The 19,865-nt window shown below is 52.1% G+C and carries 19 protein-coding genes; 15 read left to right on the forward strand and 4 right to left on the reverse strand.

The features are described from left to right. The first annotated feature begins 13 nt into the window (after window positions 1-13). The 15 genes from UNDKW_RS24380 (at window position 14) to prmC (ending at window position 16,539) form a co-directional block, all read left to right on the forward strand. Complete coding sequence (locus UNDKW_RS24380) at window positions 14-844, forward strand: MetQ/NlpA family ABC transporter substrate-binding protein (protein ID WP_162060865.1); 831 nt, start codon at window positions 14-16, stop codon at window positions 842-844. Between the two features lie 8 nt (window positions 845-852). Beyond that, window positions 853-2,241: an LLM class flavin-dependent oxidoreductase gene (locus tag UNDKW_RS24385; protein ID WP_162060866.1), complete on the forward strand. Its 1,389-nt coding sequence runs from the start codon at window positions 853-855 to the stop codon at window positions 2,239-2,241. A 44-nt stretch (window positions 2,242-2,285) separates the two neighbouring features. Continuing rightward, a complete protein-coding gene (locus UNDKW_RS24390) occupies window positions 2,286-3,272 on the forward strand; it encodes an aliphatic sulfonate ABC transporter substrate-binding protein (protein ID WP_162060867.1) in 987 nt (328 codons plus the stop codon). 22 nt (window positions 3,273-3,294) lie between these two features. After that, window positions 3,295-4,134, forward strand: coding sequence for an ABC transporter permease (locus tag UNDKW_RS24395; RefSeq protein WP_162060868.1), 840 nt, complete (start codon window positions 3,295-3,297; stop codon window positions 4,132-4,134). A gap of 1 nt (window position 4,135) precedes the next feature. Beyond that, complete coding sequence (locus tag UNDKW_RS24400; protein ID WP_162060869.1) at window positions 4,136-4,894, forward strand: ABC transporter ATP-binding protein; 759 nt, start codon at window positions 4,136-4,138, stop codon at window positions 4,892-4,894. Between the two features lie 358 nt (window positions 4,895-5,252). Continuing rightward, a complete protein-coding gene (gene minC / locus UNDKW_RS24405) occupies window positions 5,253-6,047 on the forward strand; it encodes a septum site-determining protein MinC (protein ID WP_162060870.1) in 795 nt (264 codons plus the stop codon). Between the two features lie 46 nt (window positions 6,048-6,093). Beyond that, window positions 6,094-6,909: a septum site-determining protein MinD gene (minD, locus tag UNDKW_RS24410; protein ID WP_162060871.1), complete on the forward strand. Its 816-nt coding sequence runs from the start codon at window positions 6,094-6,096 to the stop codon at window positions 6,907-6,909. Window position 6,910: 1 nt separating this feature from the next. Beyond that, window positions 6,911-7,174, forward strand: a complete 264-nt coding sequence (gene minE / locus UNDKW_RS24415) for a cell division topological specificity factor MinE (protein WP_162043427.1) — start codon at window positions 6,911-6,913, stop codon at window positions 7,172-7,174. A gap of 222 nt (window positions 7,175-7,396) precedes the next feature. After that, window positions 7,397-8,089 carry a response regulator transcription factor gene (locus UNDKW_RS24420; protein ID WP_162043428.1) on the forward strand — a complete coding sequence of 231 codons (693 nt, stop codon included), beginning with the start codon at window positions 7,397-7,399 and terminating at the stop codon, window positions 8,087-8,089. 57 nt (window positions 8,090-8,146) lie between these two features. After that, window positions 8,147-9,865 carry a FecR domain-containing protein gene (locus UNDKW_RS24425; RefSeq protein WP_162060872.1) on the forward strand — a complete coding sequence of 573 codons (1,719 nt, stop codon included), beginning with the start codon at window positions 8,147-8,149 and terminating at the stop codon, window positions 9,863-9,865. A gap of 44 nt (window positions 9,866-9,909) precedes the next feature. After that, a complete protein-coding gene (locus UNDKW_RS24430; RefSeq protein ID WP_162060873.1) occupies window positions 9,910-12,315 on the forward strand; it encodes a CHASE2 domain-containing protein in 2,406 nt (801 codons plus the stop codon). Between the two features lie 183 nt (window positions 12,316-12,498). Next, entirely contained in the window at window positions 12,499-13,779 is a 1,281-nt protein-coding gene (gene hemA, locus UNDKW_RS24435) for a glutamyl-tRNA reductase (protein WP_162060874.1), read from the forward strand. A 111-nt stretch (window positions 13,780-13,890) separates the two neighbouring features. Next, entirely contained in the window at window positions 13,891-14,970 is a 1,080-nt protein-coding gene (gene prfA, locus UNDKW_RS24440) for a peptide chain release factor 1 (RefSeq protein ID WP_110258149.1), read from the forward strand. Window positions 14,971-15,178: 208 nt separating this feature from the next. Continuing rightward, window positions 15,179-15,685 (forward strand): disulfide bond formation protein B, encoded by a 507-nt coding sequence (locus UNDKW_RS24445; RefSeq protein WP_162060875.1) that lies wholly within the window; start codon window positions 15,179-15,181, stop codon window positions 15,683-15,685. Next, window positions 15,685-16,539 (forward strand): peptide chain release factor N(5)-glutamine methyltransferase, encoded by an 855-nt coding sequence (gene prmC, locus UNDKW_RS24450; RefSeq protein WP_162060876.1) that lies wholly within the window; start codon window positions 15,685-15,687, stop codon window positions 16,537-16,539. Before UNDKW_RS24445 ends, prmC begins: the two co-directional genes overlap by 1 nt. 44 nt (window positions 16,540-16,583) lie before the next feature. On the opposite strand, the gene UNDKW_RS24455 is transcribed toward prmC, so the two are convergent. The 4 genes from UNDKW_RS24455 to UNDKW_RS24470 all read right to left on the reverse strand — a co-directional run bounded on the left by UNDKW_RS24455 (window position 16,584) and on the right by UNDKW_RS24470 (window position 19,800). Beyond that, entirely contained in the window at window positions 16,584-17,267 is a 684-nt protein-coding gene (locus tag UNDKW_RS24455; RefSeq protein WP_162060877.1) for a phage tail protein, read from the reverse strand. Between the two features lie 189 nt (window positions 17,268-17,456). Continuing rightward, window positions 17,457-18,509, reverse strand: a complete 1,053-nt coding sequence (locus tag UNDKW_RS24460) for a sulfotransferase (RefSeq protein WP_162060878.1) — start codon at window positions 18,507-18,509, stop codon at window positions 17,457-17,459. 9 nt (window positions 18,510-18,518) lie between these two features. Beyond that, a complete protein-coding gene (locus UNDKW_RS24465; protein ID WP_162060879.1) occupies window positions 18,519-19,238 on the reverse strand; it encodes an aspartyl/asparaginyl beta-hydroxylase domain-containing protein in 720 nt (239 codons plus the stop codon). Then, window positions 19,225-19,800 (reverse strand): GNAT family N-acetyltransferase, encoded by a 576-nt coding sequence (locus UNDKW_RS24470; protein WP_162060880.1) that lies wholly within the window; start codon window positions 19,798-19,800, stop codon window positions 19,225-19,227. Before UNDKW_RS24470 ends, UNDKW_RS24465 begins: the two co-directional genes overlap by 14 nt. Window positions 19,801-19,865: the final 65 nt, after the last annotated feature.

Raw genomic sequence — 19,865 nt, forward strand, 5'->3', positions numbered from 1 at the left:
AAAGGCCCCTCTCATGCATCGTCGCCCATTCCTGCTAGCCACACTGACTCTTGCCCTCGCCACTACCTTGACTGGCTCAGCATTTGCAAAAGACCCTAAAGAACTGGTGATAGGTACCAGTGCCGGCCCCTATGCAGATCAGGTCAAACTGGGTATCAAACCCATACTGGAAAAACAGGGTTACAAGGTCAAGGTCGTTGAATTCAATGATTACATCCAACCTAACTTTGCACTGGCAGAAGGTTCACTGGATGCCAATGCCTTCCAGCACATCATCTATCTGAAGAAATTCTCGACCGACAATAAACTGGCACTGTCAGAATTGATCAAGGTGCCAACTGCGCCGATTGCGATCTACAGCAAAAAGCATAAGTCCCTGAACGAAGTTAAAGAAGGTACGACAGTTGCCTTGCCCAATGACCCAACCAACCAGGCACGCGCGCTAGTCTTGCTGGATCAACTGGGCTGGATCAAATTGAAGGCAAATATCGACCCTATCCGTGCATCTGAAAAAGATGTGGCGGACAACCTCAAGAAAATCAAGCTGATACCACTGGAAGCAGCACAACTGCCACGCTCTCTCGAAGATACTGATTTCTCTTTTGTGAATGGCAATTTTGCACTGGCGTCGGGCTTGAAACTCAATGAAGCACTGGCGCGTGAAAAAATCTCTGCCAATTATCAAAACCTGGTTGCTATACGTACCGATGACAAGAGCAAACCCTGGGTAAAAGACCTGGAAGCAGCTTACCGTTCAAGAGAATTTCTGGAAGTGACGAATAAGCATTTCGCCGGTTTCTCCAAGCCTGATTATCAGCAGGCACTTGAAGTCGCAGCCAAATAGATATTTGTATGAGCAAAAAGCTTATCCGCTTCAATGCATTCCAGATGAACACTGTCGGACATCAATCGCCCGGCATGTGGCGTCACCCCAGGGATAATAGTCATCGCTATACCAGTGCAGAACATTGGACAGAGCTGGCACGCCTGCTCGAAGAAGGCTTGTTTGATGCCATTTTCCTGGCAGATGTGCTGGGTGTATATGACGTATATGCGGGTGATACAGATGCCGCATTGCGCCATGCGATACAAGTACCGCTGAATGACCCGCTGGCACTGGTGCCACTGATGGCCAGCGTCACCAGGCATCTGGGCTTTGGGGTGACTTGCGCACTGACCTATGAGCACCCTTATACCTTTGCGCGACGTATCTCTACGCTGGATCATTTGACGCAGGGGCGCATAGGCTGGAATATCGTGACTGGTTACCTGGATAGTGCAGCCCGTAACCTGGGCCTGCAAAAACAACTGAGCCATGATGAACGCTATGACCTGGCGGATGAGTACATGGAAGTGGTCTATAAGTTATGGGAAAAAAGCTGGGATGAGCAGGCTGTGGTGCGCGACAAGGAGCGTGGCATTTATACCGACCCCGCGCATGTGCATGCCATCCACCATCATGGCAAATACTACAGCGTGCCCGGCATACATTTGTCCGAACCTTCACCGCAAAGAACACCCCTGTTGTTCCAGGCGGGTAATTTCGCACGTGGCACTGCCTTTGCGGCTCAGCATGCAGAATGCACTTTCGTCAGCGGCCCCAGCAAGCAGGTCGTTAAACGCTATGTTGATGACACACGCGCGGCGTTGAAAACCGCCGGGCGCGAAGCTGGCGATGTGTATATCTATGCACAGGCCTTGATCATCACGGCAGAAAGCAGCGAAGCCGCAAAAGCAAAATATCAGGAATATCGCCAGTACATTGATATTGAGGCTTCACTGGCCTTGCTGTCTGGCTGGACAGGTGTCGATTTCTCGAAGTTACCACTGGATGCAACTATCGATTACATAGAATCTGAAGCAGGCCGCTCTGCGCTGGCCTCATTCAGTTCTGCTGACCCTGGCAAGAAATGGACAGTACGCGAAGCCGCAGAATTTATCGCCCTCGGTGGCCGTGGCCCTGTGCTAGTTGGCGATGCAAGGGAAGTGGCTGATCAACTCGAGGCATGGCTGGATGAAACCGGTATTGATGGCTTCAACCTGAGCTTCGCTCTCGCGCATGAAACCATCAGGGATGTAGTGAAGTTCATCGTGCCGGAATTGCAGGCGCGTGGCCGTTACAAAACCAGTTACAGCGATGGCACTTTGCGCCAGCAGTTATTCCAGCGAGGCTCACGACTTCCAGAAAACCATATAGGCAGAAATACACATATCAACAATCCGCTGGCTGATGCAGCCTAAAAGATTGCATCTAATAAAACACAATAACATTATCGGGAAACGTCATGAAACGCCGCCATTTTCTACAACTATCTACTGTTGCTGCAACCACTGGCATTGCGAGCTTGCCATCACTCGTTCAGGCTGCATCACCGCTCAAGGAATTGCGTCTCGACTATGCCTATTACTCGCCAACCAGTCTGGTGTTGCGCCGCTTTGGCTGGCTAGAAGAAGAATTCAAGGCAGATGGCACGAATATCAAATGGGTGCTCAGTGCCGGTAGTAACCGCGCCCTGGAATACCTGAATGCGAATAGCCTGGACATAGGTTCCACTGCGGGACTGGCCGCCTTGCTGGCCAAGGCGAATGGCAACCCGATCAAGACACCGTATATTTTTTCACGCCCTGAATGGACAGCGCTGGTAGTGCGCAAGGATTCTCCTATCCGCACTTTGGCAGATTTGAAAGGGAAGAAAGTCGCAGCGACCAAGGGCACTGATCCTTACTTGTTCTTGCTACGCGCCTTGAAGACCGCTGGCCTGAAACGTTCAGACATTGAACATGTGGGCTTGCAACATGCCGATGGTCGCGCCGCACTCGAGCAAGGGAAGGCCGATGCATGGGCCGGGCTTGATCCGCATATGGCAGCCAGTGAACTGGAAGCCAATTCGCGCCTGATTTATCGCAACGTGGCTTTCAATACTTATGGCTTTTTGAATGTGCGTGAAGACTTTCTGAATAACCGCGGCCCCGAAGTGACACGTGTGTTGCGGGCTTATGAAAAAGCCAGGGCATGGATACGTACTAACCCGACTGAAGCGGCAAAAATTTTGTCCGAAGAAGCCAAGGTCAGTTTGCCGGTAGCCTTGTTGCAAATCAAATTGCGCAGTGACTTTAGCAATGCCCTGCCATCGAATGAGCATATACAGGCCTTACAGGTAGCAGCACCTATTCTGCAAGATGAAGGTCTGGTGAAACCGGGCGTTGATTTGAGCCGTACCATACGCGATCTCGTTGATACTCGTTTTGCCCAGAAGCTGATCACGGTTTAATCCAGACTAGCGAATCAGCATCATGCCTTCGACCAGCGCCACCATTATTGCGGATACGCCCGCCAAAACTGTCACTGCCAGCAGGCAGCGTCCTGGCATACCGCGTGTCTTGTTGGGCTTGATATTGCCCTTCGCCTTGATCCTGCTGGCAGAAATCAGTGTCAGCCGTGGCTGGATCGCCGCCAATCATTTGCCTGCTCCCAGCGAGATTTTCAACACCATTGCTCACCTTGCACAGCAAGGCTTGCTGGCACACATAGGCATTAGTAGCGCAAGGGTCGCGGCAGGTTTTATCGCAGGGGCCACTCTGGCTATTGTGACTGGTTCGCTGGTGGGTCTGAGTACCCGCCTGGAAGCAATACTGGATCCCAGCTTCCAGGCTTTGCGGGCGATACCTTCACTGGCATGGGTGCCTTTGCTACTGCTGTGGCTGGGCATAGATGAAGCACCCAAGCTGGTGCTGATTGCGATTGGTGCTTTCTTCCCGGTGTATATGGGTGTGGTGTCGGGCATACGCGGAGTAGATCGGCGTCTCATCGAAGTGGGCAAGCTGTACCACTTATCGACCGCTGCCATGATCAGGCGCATACTCTTGCCCGCCGCCTTGCCTGCCATTATCACGGGCTTGCGCAATGGTCTCAGCCTTGCCTGGATGTTCATGGTGGCGGCAGAACTGATTGCTGCCAGCCAGGGCCTGGGTTATCTGCTGACTGACGGTCGTGAAACCAGCCGTGCCGATATCGTGCTGGCGGCGATAGCCATACTCGCGGTCTTGGGCAAAAGCAGCGACTGGCTCATGCAAAAACTGGAAACGCATTTTCTGGCCTGGCGGGATACTTACCAACACGGTAACAGGACTTGAGATGAGCAGCTTTTCGTCCCCCTTTTTACAAATCGAAGTCGCCAGGAGATCCTATGGCACACGTCAGATACTCAAGAACCTGCAACTCAGCGTGCAACAGGGTGAAATCCTCAGCCTGATCGGTGCAAGTGGTTGCGGCAAGAGTACCTTGCTATCCATCGTTGCCGGGCTGGATGGCAATTTTGAAGGACAAATCAGCCTGGATGGCCGCAAGCTGCAGGGTGTCAGCCGCGACATCGGTTTTATCTTCCAGGAGCCGCGTTTATTCCCCTGGCTGACGGTGGCTGAGAATATTGCTTTCGACAGCGATGACGCCAGTCGCGACCAGCCTAAAGTTGCCAGGCTATTGGCTGAAGTCGGTATGCATGGCTATGAGCATGCCCTGCCCAAGCAACTATCCGGTGGCCAGGCACAACGTGTGGCAATTGCCCGTGGCTTATTCTCCAGCCCTAAAATTCTGTTACTGGATGAACCTTTTTCTGCTGTGGATGCGTTCACCCGCATGAAGATGCAGGATTTGCTGATCAATATCGCCAGCGAGCATGGCTTGACCATCATCCTGGTCAGCCATGATATTGATGAAGCCCTGTACCTGAGTGACCGTGTCGTACTCATGGAACAACAGACGGTTCAGCATACCGCGAGCATAAGACAAGAATTTGCCGTATTGCAGGAAAGACCACGCAAGCGGACGCATGCAGCTTTGTCAACGATGAAAATTAATATACTAGAAAGCTTGCACGAAGCACATGCTTTTTAAGTCGATTTAAGTGCACTCACCTCAGTTTTTGTAGCTTTGTAAAATAAAAAGTGCATAATTTTGCAATCCTGCCCGCCTATTGGTAGGATTAGTCCTTTTCATGCCTGCCACAATTGGTACATGAATATAATGCTGACATAGGGGAATGCAATTATTCCTCCTGTGCAAGTATTTGGGTAATAAGAACCTGTTTGCGATCTGTAGCGAGCGAACGTCAGCGGGGGTGAAGAGCAGCGCAAAAAGCGGAATGTACTCTAGTACATGAGCATTTTGAGCAGCACATGAGCCCCGATCACGCTCGCGCAGTAAGATCGGAAATAGGTTTTAAGCAGATTTACCACTATTTTTTTTGGATGCCATGCAAAACAGCCTGACGCGCAAGCCCATTGAGATCAAGATTTCTACTGTTGTTGCTGTTGCAATTTTGCTGCATGACTCCGCTTTTCCTGTGCTCGAAGCAGCATTGAAGGAAATGACCGCGGGTTCGCCTGATTTTTTTGATGATGAATTTGCCGTCATTGATGTGGAAGCGATTACTGAACAGACGCCGGATTGGAATGCACTGATCCCGCTGTTCAAGTCGCATGGGCTGAACCCGGTTGCCGTGCGCCATGCGCGTGAAGAAGACCATGCCACCATACGCTCTCATGGCCTGAGCATAGATGTGGTCAGCAAACCCAGGGCAGAGCCGGAACTTAAGCTTGAAGCCCCGGTTGAAGCGCCAGTTGAACAGCAGCCAGCCCCAGCACCTGTAGAGGTGGTAGCGGCTCCGGCACCCGTTGCAGTTGAACCACAAATCATCATCCGCAATATGCCTGCCATGGTCATTGATACGCCTGTACGCGCTGGCCAGCGCATTTATGCACGCGGGGCTGATCTGATCATCACCGCTTCAGTCAATAACGGGGCTGAAGTGATTGCCGATGGCAGCATCCATATTTATGCGCCTTTGCGTGGCCGCGCCCTGGCTGGCGCAACTGGAAATACCGAAGCCAGGATTTTTGCCCTGACCATGGAACCTGAACTGGTCTCCATTGCCGGGATTTACCGTACATTTGAAAATGGCTTCCCGCCGTTACTACCCCACCATCCGGTTCAAGTTAAACTGCTTGGTGACAGTATTGAAGTATCATCAGTGAAATCAGCAGGCTGACGCCCCCCAATTTTCAGTATCTTCGGATAGATAAAAGGAGTTATTTGTGGCAAGAATCATCGTTGTGACATCCGGTAAGGGCGGCGTAGGCAAGACGACTTCCAGTGCCAGTTTTTCTTCAGGCCTGGCCATGCGCGGCCATAAAACAGCCGTGCTGGACTTTGACGTAGGCCTGCGCAACCTTGACCTTATCATGGGCTGCGAACGCCGTGTCGTGTATGACCTGGTGAATGTCATCAGCGGTGAAGCGACCCTGAACCAGGCCCTGATCAAGGATAAACACTGCGATAACCTGTTTATTTTGCCCGCCTCACAAACCCGCGACAAAGATGCCCTGACGGAAGAAGGCGTGGAACGGGTATTGAATGACCTGATCAAGATGGATTTTGAATTCATCGTCTGCGATTCGCCTGCCGGTATCGAGCGTGGTGCGGTTATGGCGCTGACTTTTGCCGACGAAGCCATCGTCGTGACCAATCCTGAAGTCTCATCCGTCAGGGATTCTGACCGCATCCTCGGCATTATCCAGGCCAAGTCCAAGCGTGCCCAGGCTGGTGGTGAACCGGTCAAGGAACATCTGCTGATCACCCGCTACTCACCAAAACGGGTAGAAGCCGGTGAGATGTTGTCTTATACCGATGTACAGGAAATCTTGCGCATACCGCTGATTGGTGTTATTCCTGAATCCGAAGCGGTACTTCATGCATCTAATCAAGGTAACCCTGCCATTCATATGAAGGGCAGTGATGTGTCGGATGCCTATGAAGACGTGGTTTCCCGCTTTTTGGGGGCAGAAGTGCCCTTGCGATTCATCAATTACGAAAAACCGGGGCTGCTGCAACGCATTTTCGGAGGCAAATAATATGGCTCTGCTTTCATTTTTATTTAATACCAAACCAAAAACCGCCAATGTGGCGAAGGAACGCCTGCAAATTATCATCGCCCGTGAGCGCACAGGCCGTGATGGCTATGATTTTTTGCCAGCATTACGTGAAGAACTGATCGCCGTGATTTCAAAATACACCAAGGTCAATCCGGAAGATATCAAAGTATCATTGGATAAACAGGGTAATCTGGAAGTGCTGGACGTGAATGTGGTTTTGCCGGAACTGGAATTACGGAGTTAAGTCATAAAGACACTGACTGGTTTTACACATACAGGCGGTACGGCGAGGAATTTACTAAAAAACAACAAAATCAGCAATTGACGCCTTCTATTGGCGGAAGTTTGTAACAAGAAGTAATTTGTGTTTTATTCACATTTTTTCACAATTACTTATTTTTTCACTTGCTTTCGATATAATGGAAGATATTCCACTTTATTTGCCGAACATCAACGGTAACATCCCATGAGAATCGCTGTACTTGACGACGACAATAACTTGCTCGAATTGGTCTGCACCATATTGAATGCAGCCGGTCATACGACTCACCCTTTCCTGAGCGGGAAAGAGATGCTGCATCAATTGCGCAGGGAGAGTTACGACATGCTGATACTGGACTGGCAAGTGCCAGACCTGAGCGGCACCGAGATTTTGCACTGGGTACGTGAAAAACTCTCTCCTACGCTGCCAGTCCTGTTCATGACCAGCCGTTCTGGTGAAGACGATATCGTCGCTGGCCTCGCAGCCGGTGCCGATGATTACATGATCAAACCGATACGCCGCAGTGAAATGGTGGCCAGGGTGCAGGCCCTGTTACGCCGCGCCTACCCTACCCAGGCAGCGTCTGAACACTTGCAATTTGGCATCTACAAATTTGAGACCCGCGCTGGCCGCGTCAGTGTCAATGATGTGCCTGTAGAAATGACACAGAAAGAATTCGACCTGGCCCTGCTGTTGTTCCGCAACCTTGGCCGCCCCCTGTCCCGCGCCTACATACTCGAAGCAGTATGGTCACGCGATGTGGATATCCCTTCGCGTACCATGGATACGCATATTTCCAGAGTGCGCAGCAAACTGGAATTGCGACCGGAGAATGGCTACCGCCTGGCGCCCGTCTACAGTTACGGCTACCGCCTCGAACAAATGACACCAGAATAAATACCTCCGGGGCAGCCAAGGCTGCCCCGGAAAGCTTTTCCCAACGAGGAGTCCCGCATGAGACTAAGCGCCCCCACACTCTTGCGACAAATACCATATTGCATGTTATTGAGCCTGACACTGGCCACACCCATCAGTATTTTTGCCAGCCCTGTACCGGCCAGCAATGCCACAACCGGCACACCAGGCAGCTTCATCAATACCCCGCCAGACATGACTTATTTCGCCCTGCAGGGTGATACTTTGACATCGATTGCCAAACGCTACACTGACAAGACCACCAACTGGCCAATACTGGGCAAGCGTAACAAGATAGGTAATGACAGAACTATCCCCATAGGTACGGCGATACTGATACCGCTGGAACTGTTGCCAGAAGAACCCAGTGAAGCCAAGGTCATTGCCATGACTGGCAACCCGGCCTATAAAGCCGCCGATGGCGAGGTTGGCACGCTGGCCCTGGGCAGCGTATTGAAAGAAGGCGCGCAGATCAGCACTGACAAAAATGGTTTCCTGACCATGGCCTTGCCGGATGAATCGCGCATCTCGATTCCATCGAACAGCAATGTCAGCCTGTCCAAGTTGCGTAAAACCAAATATACAGGCAGCCCGCGTACTGAGGTCACCTTATTACAGGGCAAGGTAGAGTCACGCGTTTCTTCGCTGGTCAACAACAAGGGGCGTTTTGAAGTGCGCACCAACCTTGCTGTGGCGGGTGTACGCGGCACCAACTTCCGCGTTGGCGTCAATGAAGACGGCATTGCCAATGAAGTGCTGGAGGGTGGTGTAGCAGTCAACAATACTACTGCCAAAAAGACAGATGAACTGGTGCTGACTGCTGGCAAGGGTAATATCATTTCTGCTGCGGGTGTCGGCAAGCCTGTTGATCTACTACCACCACCGAAGATGAATGACAGCTATCTGCTGCAAGAACGTCCTACCCTGCAATTCCAGGTAGAGACTAATCCTGCAGCCACGGGCTATCGCGTGCAAATTGCCCAGGACAAGGACATCATCAATGTGTTGGCAGAAAACCGCTACAAAGACAACCGCTTCAAGTTTGATGGCTTTGCCGATGGCAATTACTTTGTACGCATCACTGCCATCGACAAACTGGGGCTGGAAGGCCTGCCACTAGTCAAAGCAGTGACCCTGAAAGCCCGTCCGGAACCACCTTTTACCGTACAGCCCAAAAACAAGACCAGGGCTGAACGCCTGGATTTTGCCTGGACAGAAGCCAGCAATGCCGTGGCTTATCACTTGCAAGTCGCCAAAGATGCAGAATTCAAAAACCTGCTCATCGACAAACCGGGTTTGAAAGAAGTCCAGTTCAGCGCTGATCGCCCTGCCGAAGCTGAGTATTTCTGGCATGTCGCCACGATAGTGCAAAAAGATGGCAAGCCAGATCATGGCCCTTACAGCGATGCACAAAAATTCGTGGTCTTGCCAGTCACCAGCCTGGCACCGCCGGATGAAGGCAATGGCAATCAATTGTCATTTAGCTGGGCTTCTGAACCGGGACAGAAATTCCTGATACAGATCAGCACTGATCCTGATTTCAAGAAACTGTTCCTGAGCAAAGAACTCGACAAGGCAGAGCTGAAGATCAACCGGCCAGATGCGGGGGTCTACTTCATCCGGGTGCGCTCTACCGACCCGGATGGTTATGTCAGCCCCTTCTCATCGACCCAGAAAATCACGCTGCAACAGCGCTGGACCAGTGGTGACGGTTCTGCAATACAGAGCGGGAACGGCCCTGTTGGTACCAATTATTGATACAATCACAGCATAAAAAGGCCAGGAAAAATTAGCAGCACCCTATGAAAAACAGCCACTTACAGGTAGAACGTATTGCATTACGCGAGTGGCTGGTTCTCAGTATCCTCATCCTCTGCGTCACCGCTGGCCTGCTCTACTACAAGACCCTGGAGCGAACTGACCTGGTCTTGTATGACAGGCTGATGCAACTCAATTCCCAACCGGCGCGGGATGACATCATCATCGTTGGCATAGATAGTCACAGCCTGAGTGAACTTGGCAAATGGCCGTGGCCGCGCCTGCGTCATGCTGAACTCATCAAGCAAATCAGTGCAGCCCATCCTGTCGCCATCGGCATGGACTTTGTCTTTACTGAAGCAGAAGAACGTAGCGACCAGACACAAAATGGGGACCAGCAACTGGCCGAAGCGCTGGTACGCAGCAATAACGTGGTCCTGCCCCTGATCTCGGAAAATGCTGGCAAGGGCCTTGCCACGGTACGCCCTATCCCTCTGCTGGCGAGTGCAGCCCGTCAATTGGCGCATATCAATCTTGAAGTCGATAAGGATGGCGTAGTGCGTAGCGTTTTCCTGCGTGAAGGCATGAATGGTGAATGGTGGCCACATTTTGCGCTGGCGCTGGCCGACATTGGCAATCAGGTTGCCCCGGGCACCGAAACAAATCTGCCAGGTGAACGCCTGCCTGCCAGCTTGCGCAATGCAACGCCTGAGCCCGGTACCTGGCAGCGCGACTACCTGATGCACATCCCTTTTGCTGGCAGTGCCGGACATTTCCGCTCTGTGCCGTATGTCAGTGTTTTGCGAGGCGAAGTGCCTGCTGATTTTTTCAAGAACAAATATGTGCTGGTCGGCCCCACGGCCAGTGCCATGGCTGACTCCTTCCCTACCCCGGTATCTGGTAACGAGGGCATGATTTCCGGTGTGGAGATCAATGCCAATATCCTCGCTGCGCTGCTGGACCAGCGCAGCATACATGCGGCACCCAAGCTGTATTTATACCTGCTGAATCTGCTGGCCGTGGCGCTGGCGCTGATGGCTTACCAGATGCTGTCACCACGCAAGGCCCTGATGGCGACTGCGGTAGTGGCGGTCATTACCATGTTCGGTAGCTGGGCTATGCTCAGGTATGCAGGGTATTGGGCGCCCCCTACCGCAGCACTGTTTGCACTGATCATCGCTTACCCCCTGTGGAGTTGGCGCAGGCTGGAAGCAGCGATACGCTTCCTGGCCGAAGAATTCAGGATACTCGATAAAGAGCCCCATCTCTTGCCTGAATTTATCGATGAAGATGACGAGCAACCTGTGCGCGCACTGACCGATACCCTCGAACAAAGCATCAATGCCATGCGTGAAGCAGTAGACCGGGTACGTGACCTGCGCCAGTTTGTCAGCGACAGCCTGGCCAGCCTGCCAGACGCGACCATGGTCACCACGACCGATGGTAATGTCTTGCTGACCAACCAGCCTGCGCTTGATTATTTTGCCGGCATAGGTATGCCCAAGGTCAATGATGCACTGGTGCCCTATCTGTTCGCCAAGATGTCACCACCAAGCAATGCCGATACCGGCTCAGACGCCAGTTTTAGCTGGTGGGATTTGCTCGACATCAAACACACCAAAACCATGTCGCAGGGCATAGAGGTCAGAGACCCACAGGGCAAGGATTTGCTGATCAAGAGCGCCCCGAGTTACAACGGTGAAAAGCAGCTGGTGGGCTGGATAGTCAGCCTCATCGATATCACCAGTGTGCGTGCCGCCGAACGCAGCCGGGATGAAACCCTGCATTTCATTTCGCACGACATGCGTGCACCGCAGGCCTCGATATTGGCACTGCTGGAATTGCAAAAAGACAGCAGCACCGCCCTGCCAGCGGATGAATTCATGGCGCGCATAGAAAGGGCATCGCGCTCCACTTTGGGCCTGGCTGATAATTTTGTACAACTCGCGCAGGCAGAGTCGCAAAATTATCGCTACGAAGAAGCTGATTTCCAGGACATCTTGCTGGTAGCGACAGAAGAAATGTGGTCGCTGGCCCGCAGCAAGAATATCCGCATACAAACAAAAATCCAGGACGAAGAATTCCCTGTGCTGGTCGATAACTCGCTGATGACCAGGGTGCTGACAAATCTGTTGTCAAATGCCATCAAATACAGTCCCAAGGACACTACCATCACCTGCTCGCTGGTGCGTGAACAGCGCCTGGCTGACTCTGTCATCGTCTGCTCTATTGCCGACCAGGGTTATGGCATTACCCATGCAGACCAGGCCAGGCTATTCCAGCGCTTCCAGCGCTTCAAGACCAGTGACCAGCCTAAAAATGACGGCATAGGCCTGGGCATGGTCTTCGTCAAAGCCGTGCTGGACAGGCATCAGGCGACCATAGACTTCACCAGCGTACCGAATGAGGGAACGACCTTCAATGTACGCATTCCAGCCGACCTGGAATAAATCCCAGCTTTAAGCATGACAACAAAGCAAATGTTGACGCATTACATGTTGCAAAAAAGGCATAACTCCCTGCATATACGGCTCACTTGATATGCATCAAATGCCCGCGTTCAGGAAAATGCTGGTGCAAAGCGTTATAATGGAGCCTTACATCCTCCCACAGCTTAATTGAGCTTAATTGCAATGCAACTGTCTGCTGTTGGCCTCAACCACACGACCGCGCCGCTGTCCCTGCGCGAAAAGGTCGCCTTCTCGCCTGAGCAAATATCTCAGGCGGTGGTGGCTGCGCGTGCCTGGTTTGGTCGCGATGACAATGTGGCAAGGCATGGCAACGAGGCAGCAATCTTATCGACTTGCAACCGTACCGAACTCTATGCCGCCTGCAAGGGCGACAATGCAGTCGACGCTGCAGCTCACTTCCTGGCAGATTTCCACAAGCTGCCTTACACAGATTTACGGCCGCATCTATATACCCTGCCGCAAGATAATGCGGTAAGACATGCTTTTCGCGTGGCTTCTGGCCTGGATTCCATGGTCATAGGTGAGCCCCAGATCCTCGGGCAAATGAAAGATGCCGTGCGCCAGGCAGAAGCAGCCGGTGGCCTGGGTACTTATTTGCACCAGATGTTCCAGCGCAGCTTTGCTGTCGCGAAGGAAGTACGCACTACCACAGAGATAGGCGCGCACAGTGTCTCGATGGCGGCGGCTGCCGTCAGATTATCACAACGGATTTTTGACAAGATCGCTGACCAGCATGTCCTGTTCATCGGTGCGGGTGAAATGATAGAGCTCTGCGCCACCCATTTTGCCGCACAAAACCCCAAGTCGCTCACCATTGCCAACCGCACACTCGAACGTGGCGAAGCACTAGCCCACCGCTTCAGCGGCAAGGCCATACGCCTGGCAGACTTGCCGCAGCAACTGGCGCAGTTCGATATTATCGTTTCCTGCACGGCCTCCTCCCTGCCCATCATAGGCCTGGGTCTGATAGAACGTGTGGTCAAGGCGCGTAAGCACCGCCCCATTTTCATGGTTGATCTGGCGGTACCGCGCGATATAGAACCTGAAGTCGCCAAGCTCGATGACGTGTTTTTATACACTGTCGATGATCTCGGCACTGTCGTACAAACCGGGCTGGAAAGTCGCCAGGCTGCGGTGGCGCAGGCAGAAGCCATCATAGAAACCCGCGTGCAGTCCTTCATGCATTGGGTTGATGGCCGTGCTGTTGTACCGGTGATACAGGACTTGCATGAAAGCAGCGAGCAACTGCGCCTGATGGAGCTCGAACGCGCACGCAAGATGCTGGCACGCGGCGATGATATAGACGCCGTGCTCGAAGCCTTGTCCAAGGGCATCACCGCCAAGTTCCTGCATGGCCCGCAACAAGCCTTGCATCAAGCCAGCGGCGATGAACGCGCCCGCCTGGCAACGCTGTTACCTCAATTATTCCGCACCAAGCGTTAGCGATACGCTACGCTGCTGGCCTGTACGCGTAAGCGCTTACGGGCACTTTCTTCTGGGTCAGCCTGACCCGCCCCATTATTAGCGTCATTAGCTATAGTCAAAGAATATATTATGAAACCATCAATGCTACACAAGCTGGACCAGCTTGCAGAACGCCTGGACGAAGTCGGCCACCTGCTCATGCAGGAAGGTGCCACCAATGACATGGATGCCTACCGCAAACTGAACCGCGAGCACGCCGAACTCGAACCACTGGTCGCCCTGTACAACAACTACAAGCAGGCCCAGGCCGATATCGCCGAAGCCGAACTCATGCTCAGCGACCCGGACATGAAGGCCTTTGCCCAGGACGAAATCGAAGCCGCCAAAAACACCATGCAGACGCTGGAAAGTGATTTGCAAAAAATGCTGCTGCCCAAAGATCCCAATGATGACCGCAACATCCTCATGGAGATACGTGCAGGTACTGGTGGTGATGAAGCTGCCCTGTTCGCTGGCGACTTGCTGCGCATGTATATGCGCTTCGCCGAGCGCAATCGCTGGCAGACTGAGATCATGTCGGAATCGCCATCTGAATTGGGCGGCTATAAAGAGGTCATCGTCCGCCTGGCAGGCCAGGGCGTGTATTCCAAACTCAAGTTTGAATCTGGCGGCCACCGCGTACAGCGCGTACCTGCAACAGAAACCCAGGGCCGCATCCATACCTCAGCCTGCACTGTTGCCGTCATGCCTGAGGCCGATGAACTGGCCGACGTGGTCATCAACAATGCCGACCTGCGCATAGACACCTTCCGCGCCAGTGGTGCTGGTGGTCAGCATATCAACAAGACTGACTCCGCCGTGCGCCTGACGCATATCCCTACCGGCATTGTCGTCGAATGCCAGGACGGCCGCAGCCAGCATCAAAACAAGGCACAAGCCATGCGCGTGCTGGCAACCCGCATCATGGACGGCCAGTTGCGCGAGAAACAGGCCAAGGAAGCCGCCACCCGCAAGAGCCTGATCGGTTCCGGCGACCGCAGTGAGCGCATACGCACCTACAATTATCCACAAGGCCGCATGACCGATCACCGCATCAACCTGACCCTATACAAACTCGATTTCATCATGGATGGCGAATTGAATGAACTGACGACCGCGCTGGTGGCAGAGCATCAGGCCGAACTGCTGGCTGAGCTCGGTGATGATTGATAGAAAGGCCGACAGAAATGCGAAGAGAGATGGCTAATAGATATGACAAATAAGCATATCCATAAGACAAAATCAGCTTTCGCGTAAAATCAACAGTATTTGATTGCGCAATTGCATGAAACTGTCGGATACTCGCTGCCACTATCCTGCGATACAGAACTAAAACGCCAGGATTGCGTCCAATAACAATTCTTTCATCGCGTGCACCATGAATCTGTCGAAAAAACTTTTGCTGTCGATTGCCCTTACCTGCATAGGCTTGCTGGCGGCTGCCATGTATTTGCAAATCGTGGAAAAAATGCTGCCTTGCCCATACTGCGTATTCCAGCGCTACGCCTTTGCCCTGATCGCGGTTTTCTGTCTCATTGCGGTGGCTACCGATGGCATCATGCACCGCATCACAACAGGGTTGGCACTGCTATCTGGTTTGATTGGTCTGGGTGCTGCTGGCAAGCATTTCTGGATACTTGAGCACCCTGCCCTGTCCTGCGGTATTGATCCTCTGGAAACTGGCTTGAACAGTTTCTTCCTGGCGCAATGGTGGCCAGCCATGTTCAAGGCCGACGGCCTGTGCGAAACACCTTATCCACCTACCTTGGGCCTGTCACTGCCAGCCTGGGCCGCCATATTCTTTATATTATTTAGCCTGACCTTGCTGATTGTGTTGATACGCAATCAAAAAACCAAGCGCGGCATGTTTGGCCCCTCACGCTGATGCTAGACTGGCTACAGCCCGGCATCACCCTGGCTGCCTGTGAAAACAGCAGCCCGCTCGAACGGATAGACACCCGCCTGCTGCTCATGCAAGGGCTGGGCCTGACGCGCATACAACTAATCACCCAGTCTGAACTTGTACTCGATGCTGAACAACTCGCCATCGTGCAAGAGTTATTTAGCCGTCGCATAAAAGGCGAACCCATTGCCTACATACTGCAGGAGCGAGAATTCTTTGGTTTGAATTTTCACGTCACACCTGCCGTACTCATCCCACGCCCCGATACAGAATTGCTGGTGGAACTGGCGCTGCAATATGCGCCAGCCAATTCCAGGCTGCTGGACATGGGCACCGGCTCTGGTGCAATTGCCGTGGCAATTGCCCACCAAAGACCAGACTTGCAAGTCACAGCCCTGGATGTCAGCCCCGCTGCATTAGCAGTCGCCCAGGAAAATGCCAGGCGACATCTGCCCGCAGATAAAGTGGAATTTTTTTGCAGCAATTGGTACACAGCACTGACAGATAAAAAATTCCAGACCATCGTTAGCAACCCACCCTATATCGTTGAAAATGATGCTCATTTACAACAAGGTGATTTACGCTTTGAACCCGTCGATGCACTGACTGACCACGCAGATGGCTTGTCTGCCTATCGCCAGATCATAGGAGAGGCACATTTGCACTTGCTGGCAGATGGCTGGATCTTGCTGGAGCATGGTTATGACCAGGCAGAAGCGGTGAGAGACTTGTTAATACTGGCCCGTTTTACTGAGGTACAAAGCTGGCGTGACCTGGCCGGTATAGAACGGGTATCAGGCGGAAAACTCCCTGCACTGACAGCAGAACAGGTATAAAAAAATGGCGCAGATTGCGCCATTTTTTATCGAGCAGGAAAATCTTAGTTCCTCGATGGGAAGATACCTTCCATCGCGATGATGTAGTTCAAGCCCAGATAAGGTTGCATATTGGAGATAGTAGCGCTTGATACGACAGGTACTGTCAATGGTGTGCCGCTGCCGGTATTCGAGTTAGTGACTGTACCACCAGTGGCGCCTACTGTTGTTGTAACACCACCCAAGGCCACTGGGGCGGTTGGTAGGGTTCCAGCTGGTAAATATATTGATGCTGCCGTACCTACGCCGGTGGCCGTACTAGTCAGTCCACCGTTGGTTGGCACAGCCCCCACAACACCATTCGTTCCTGTACCAACGGTGATCGTCGTAGTTGCTGACAAGCCAGACAGATTCAACGTAGCCGTATGGGTATGCGAAGGCAAATTGTTTATGTTCAAGGAGATCGTGGCTGTACCATTAGAGATCACTGTCGCATTATTGGTCCCCGCTTTTTCGCCTTGCGACACATTCTGCAAACCAGGCCCTTGCGCTTGGGAGCCAACAACGACACGTCCACGCAGATCAGGGATGCCAAATGTAGTTTGTCCATCGCCGCCATACATGGTGCCCAGCAAAGCAAACATGGCTGAATTCTGTTGAATAGGCACTGTTTGCCCATTGCAGAAAAGCCAGCCACGTGGGGGATAATTAAAGCCAACCGCCAATACGGTACCCATAAATGCATCCATTGCATACTCCAATTCAAGTTATCGTTTAAACAGGGATCTTGCTATCTAGTCTCTTCTGCATTCATCGCCAAAATACGGGTCTGAATTCAGAGCTTTCATCAATGGCTTTCAATATGCAAACAAACAAGCAATTTCAAAAAAAGCAAACCAATTCTACAACTGTTATTTAGAAATAACACTGCAATATTTTCATCCTGATACAACTTTACAAATTTTAACTTTTGATCGCAATTCCTCTAGTTGCAGATAAATTTGATTGCAATGTCGCAGGCAAGTAGATGCCTCCCACTCCTGCGCAGATACGGCAGGCGCAGGATCTCCTGTAAAACCGGTATGCCTGTGCTTGGAATGCAAGGCGGAGCGCGCTTTCAGCTTCATCAAATCTTGCTCACAACAATCGAGTCGAAACAGCATCAGCAATTCAACCCATAAGACTTCTGGTAATTGGCTGTAATTTAATAAAATCAAATCTTGCGAGACGGCGTTTTCAAAACCGGCCTGTAACATGCTCACCAACATACTGGCAGCGTAAGCATCAAAATTTGCCGCTTGCTCATGCGAGGCTGCAGCTTGGAGCCGGGTAGTATTCAATAACCCCGGTATCATCTGCGGCCCGCGCTGACGCTGATGCGAAGCCAGCACTGCTTGCGGTTCGCGGTATAAAAAAATGATGGGTATAGCGGGAAACGCGGCACGCACAAAGGGCAACCATGGCAAATGCCAGCTATCGAATTTTACAAAAAAATGACTTTCGTCTGGTGAACGTCTTTGACCCAATGCGGCAATCAGATTCTGGAAAATGTTGGTCGCATTTTGCAGTTCGGGATGTGCATGGTAGTAGCGGAAAAATGCATCGATGACTGGTGGCTCCGACATCACCACGCATTGCGGCAGCGATGCCAGCATCTGTGTCAACAAGGTAGAACCACAGCGAGATACATGAAAGATAAACGCCATTGGAGGCACCTGCGACAAGCTGGCCAGTTGTGCTGGCAAACTCGCCAGCGGCGTCAGGCAAACTTGCCTGTGCTCACGGCTTTGCTGATTCAATGTGTCAAGAAAAAATGACTCCAGAAACCTGGCCTCACCCAGATGCCGCCAGCAGAGTGTGCCTGCACCCGCCTCAATAGCCACAGGGAACCAGCCCAGCATGCTTGGCAAGTCTCGCGCATCGATTTGCTGCCCGCGCAGCAAAGCCCTTTCTTCGGCGGCGAAGCCGGGTTTGATTTCCATGCTATCCATTTCTTGTATTCAATTAGGTATCGCCTGCCCCAACCGTATGGCTTCCAGACGGCTGGCAATTTGCAAGCCCGCACTTTGCCCGGTCGCGCGCAACATGGCGATCACTTCCTGCACATTACCGTCATGAATGGCTGGGTCATCATATTTTGGTTTGGGTCTGGCAATCCAGCCAGCATCAAGGAACACCTGCTCCAGCCAGGCATTGCTGACACAATCGAGCATCAAATGTACCCTGGCATGACTACTGGGGTTGACTACACCATGCAGGCAGGCGGCATTCAAATACCAGGTATCGCCCGCTGAAAAATGCACTTCTTCACCATCGATTTTGAATAGCACGTCCGGCGTAGTGGTGATGGGGATATGCAAACGGGTAATACCATCCTCCAGCGAAGTACCATCGTCCCTGTGCTCTTTGATAACACCGCCTGCCTCCAGCGACATCAGGCGCACAGACGTTTTTTCACATAGAAACGTATCGACAACTTCCCGCAAATAAGGGGAGGTTTGCATGAGCGCCGTATCCTGAAAATTGCCTTCATTGACAGGCATGATGTGATCAATACGGCCATCCACCGCGCGCAAGGGCAGGCAGGTCCAGTTGTTGATGTAGGCATTGGTATTGAAATGCCTGATCCATTCTGAGGCTTCGAGTTGGTGCAGTTCGGCACGCAGGCGTCCTAAATCAAAACTGAATGGCAACTTCAGATAACGGCTAGGCTGTCGCATCAAACTGCCCTTGTTGTGTGATCTTCTGAGCGAGGGTGGTGGCTGGCAATAAATTGATCATGGCTTGCTCCTCTGCGGCTGCCTGTGAACGCCAGTGCATTTGTTCAAACAGGGCATCAGCACTTATGACAACAAAGCCCAACTGTAAATACAGGCCGCGCGCTGCAAAATTGGTTTGTTCAACAGCAAGGCTGACACCCTTTCCCTGGCCTTGTGCATCGGCCTGTAGTGCCAGCAAAATAGCCCTGGCGATACCTTGGCGTTGCACAAACGGAATAATCGCTATATCGATCAGGCGTATATCATCACTGCCTGCATTGATAATGACGCGCCCTACAGCCTGACCAGCGCGCTCAATCACCCTATGCATGGCATCAGGATAATTCATCCTGACACCCTCCATTTGCACATGCTGTTGCATTTTGATCATTTGCGCAATGAATGCGGCATCCATCGGCATTTGCCGCAAGTCTTCGCGGCGGCTGGCGTACAGAGCATCCAGAAAAGCCTGATCGTCGTCATGCACTTCACGCAATGCAAGCGCAGCAGGTAATTTATACACAAGCACTCCCAAGCTGGTTAAAATAACATGTATATTATCCTGCCTATGCTTGTGTTTTCTTGCAA

Origin of the sequence: Undibacterium sp. KW1 (assembly GCF_009937955.1) — a bacterium.
In the GTDB taxonomy this organism is placed as follows: domain Bacteria; phylum Pseudomonadota; class Gammaproteobacteria; order Burkholderiales; family Burkholderiaceae_D; genus Undibacterium.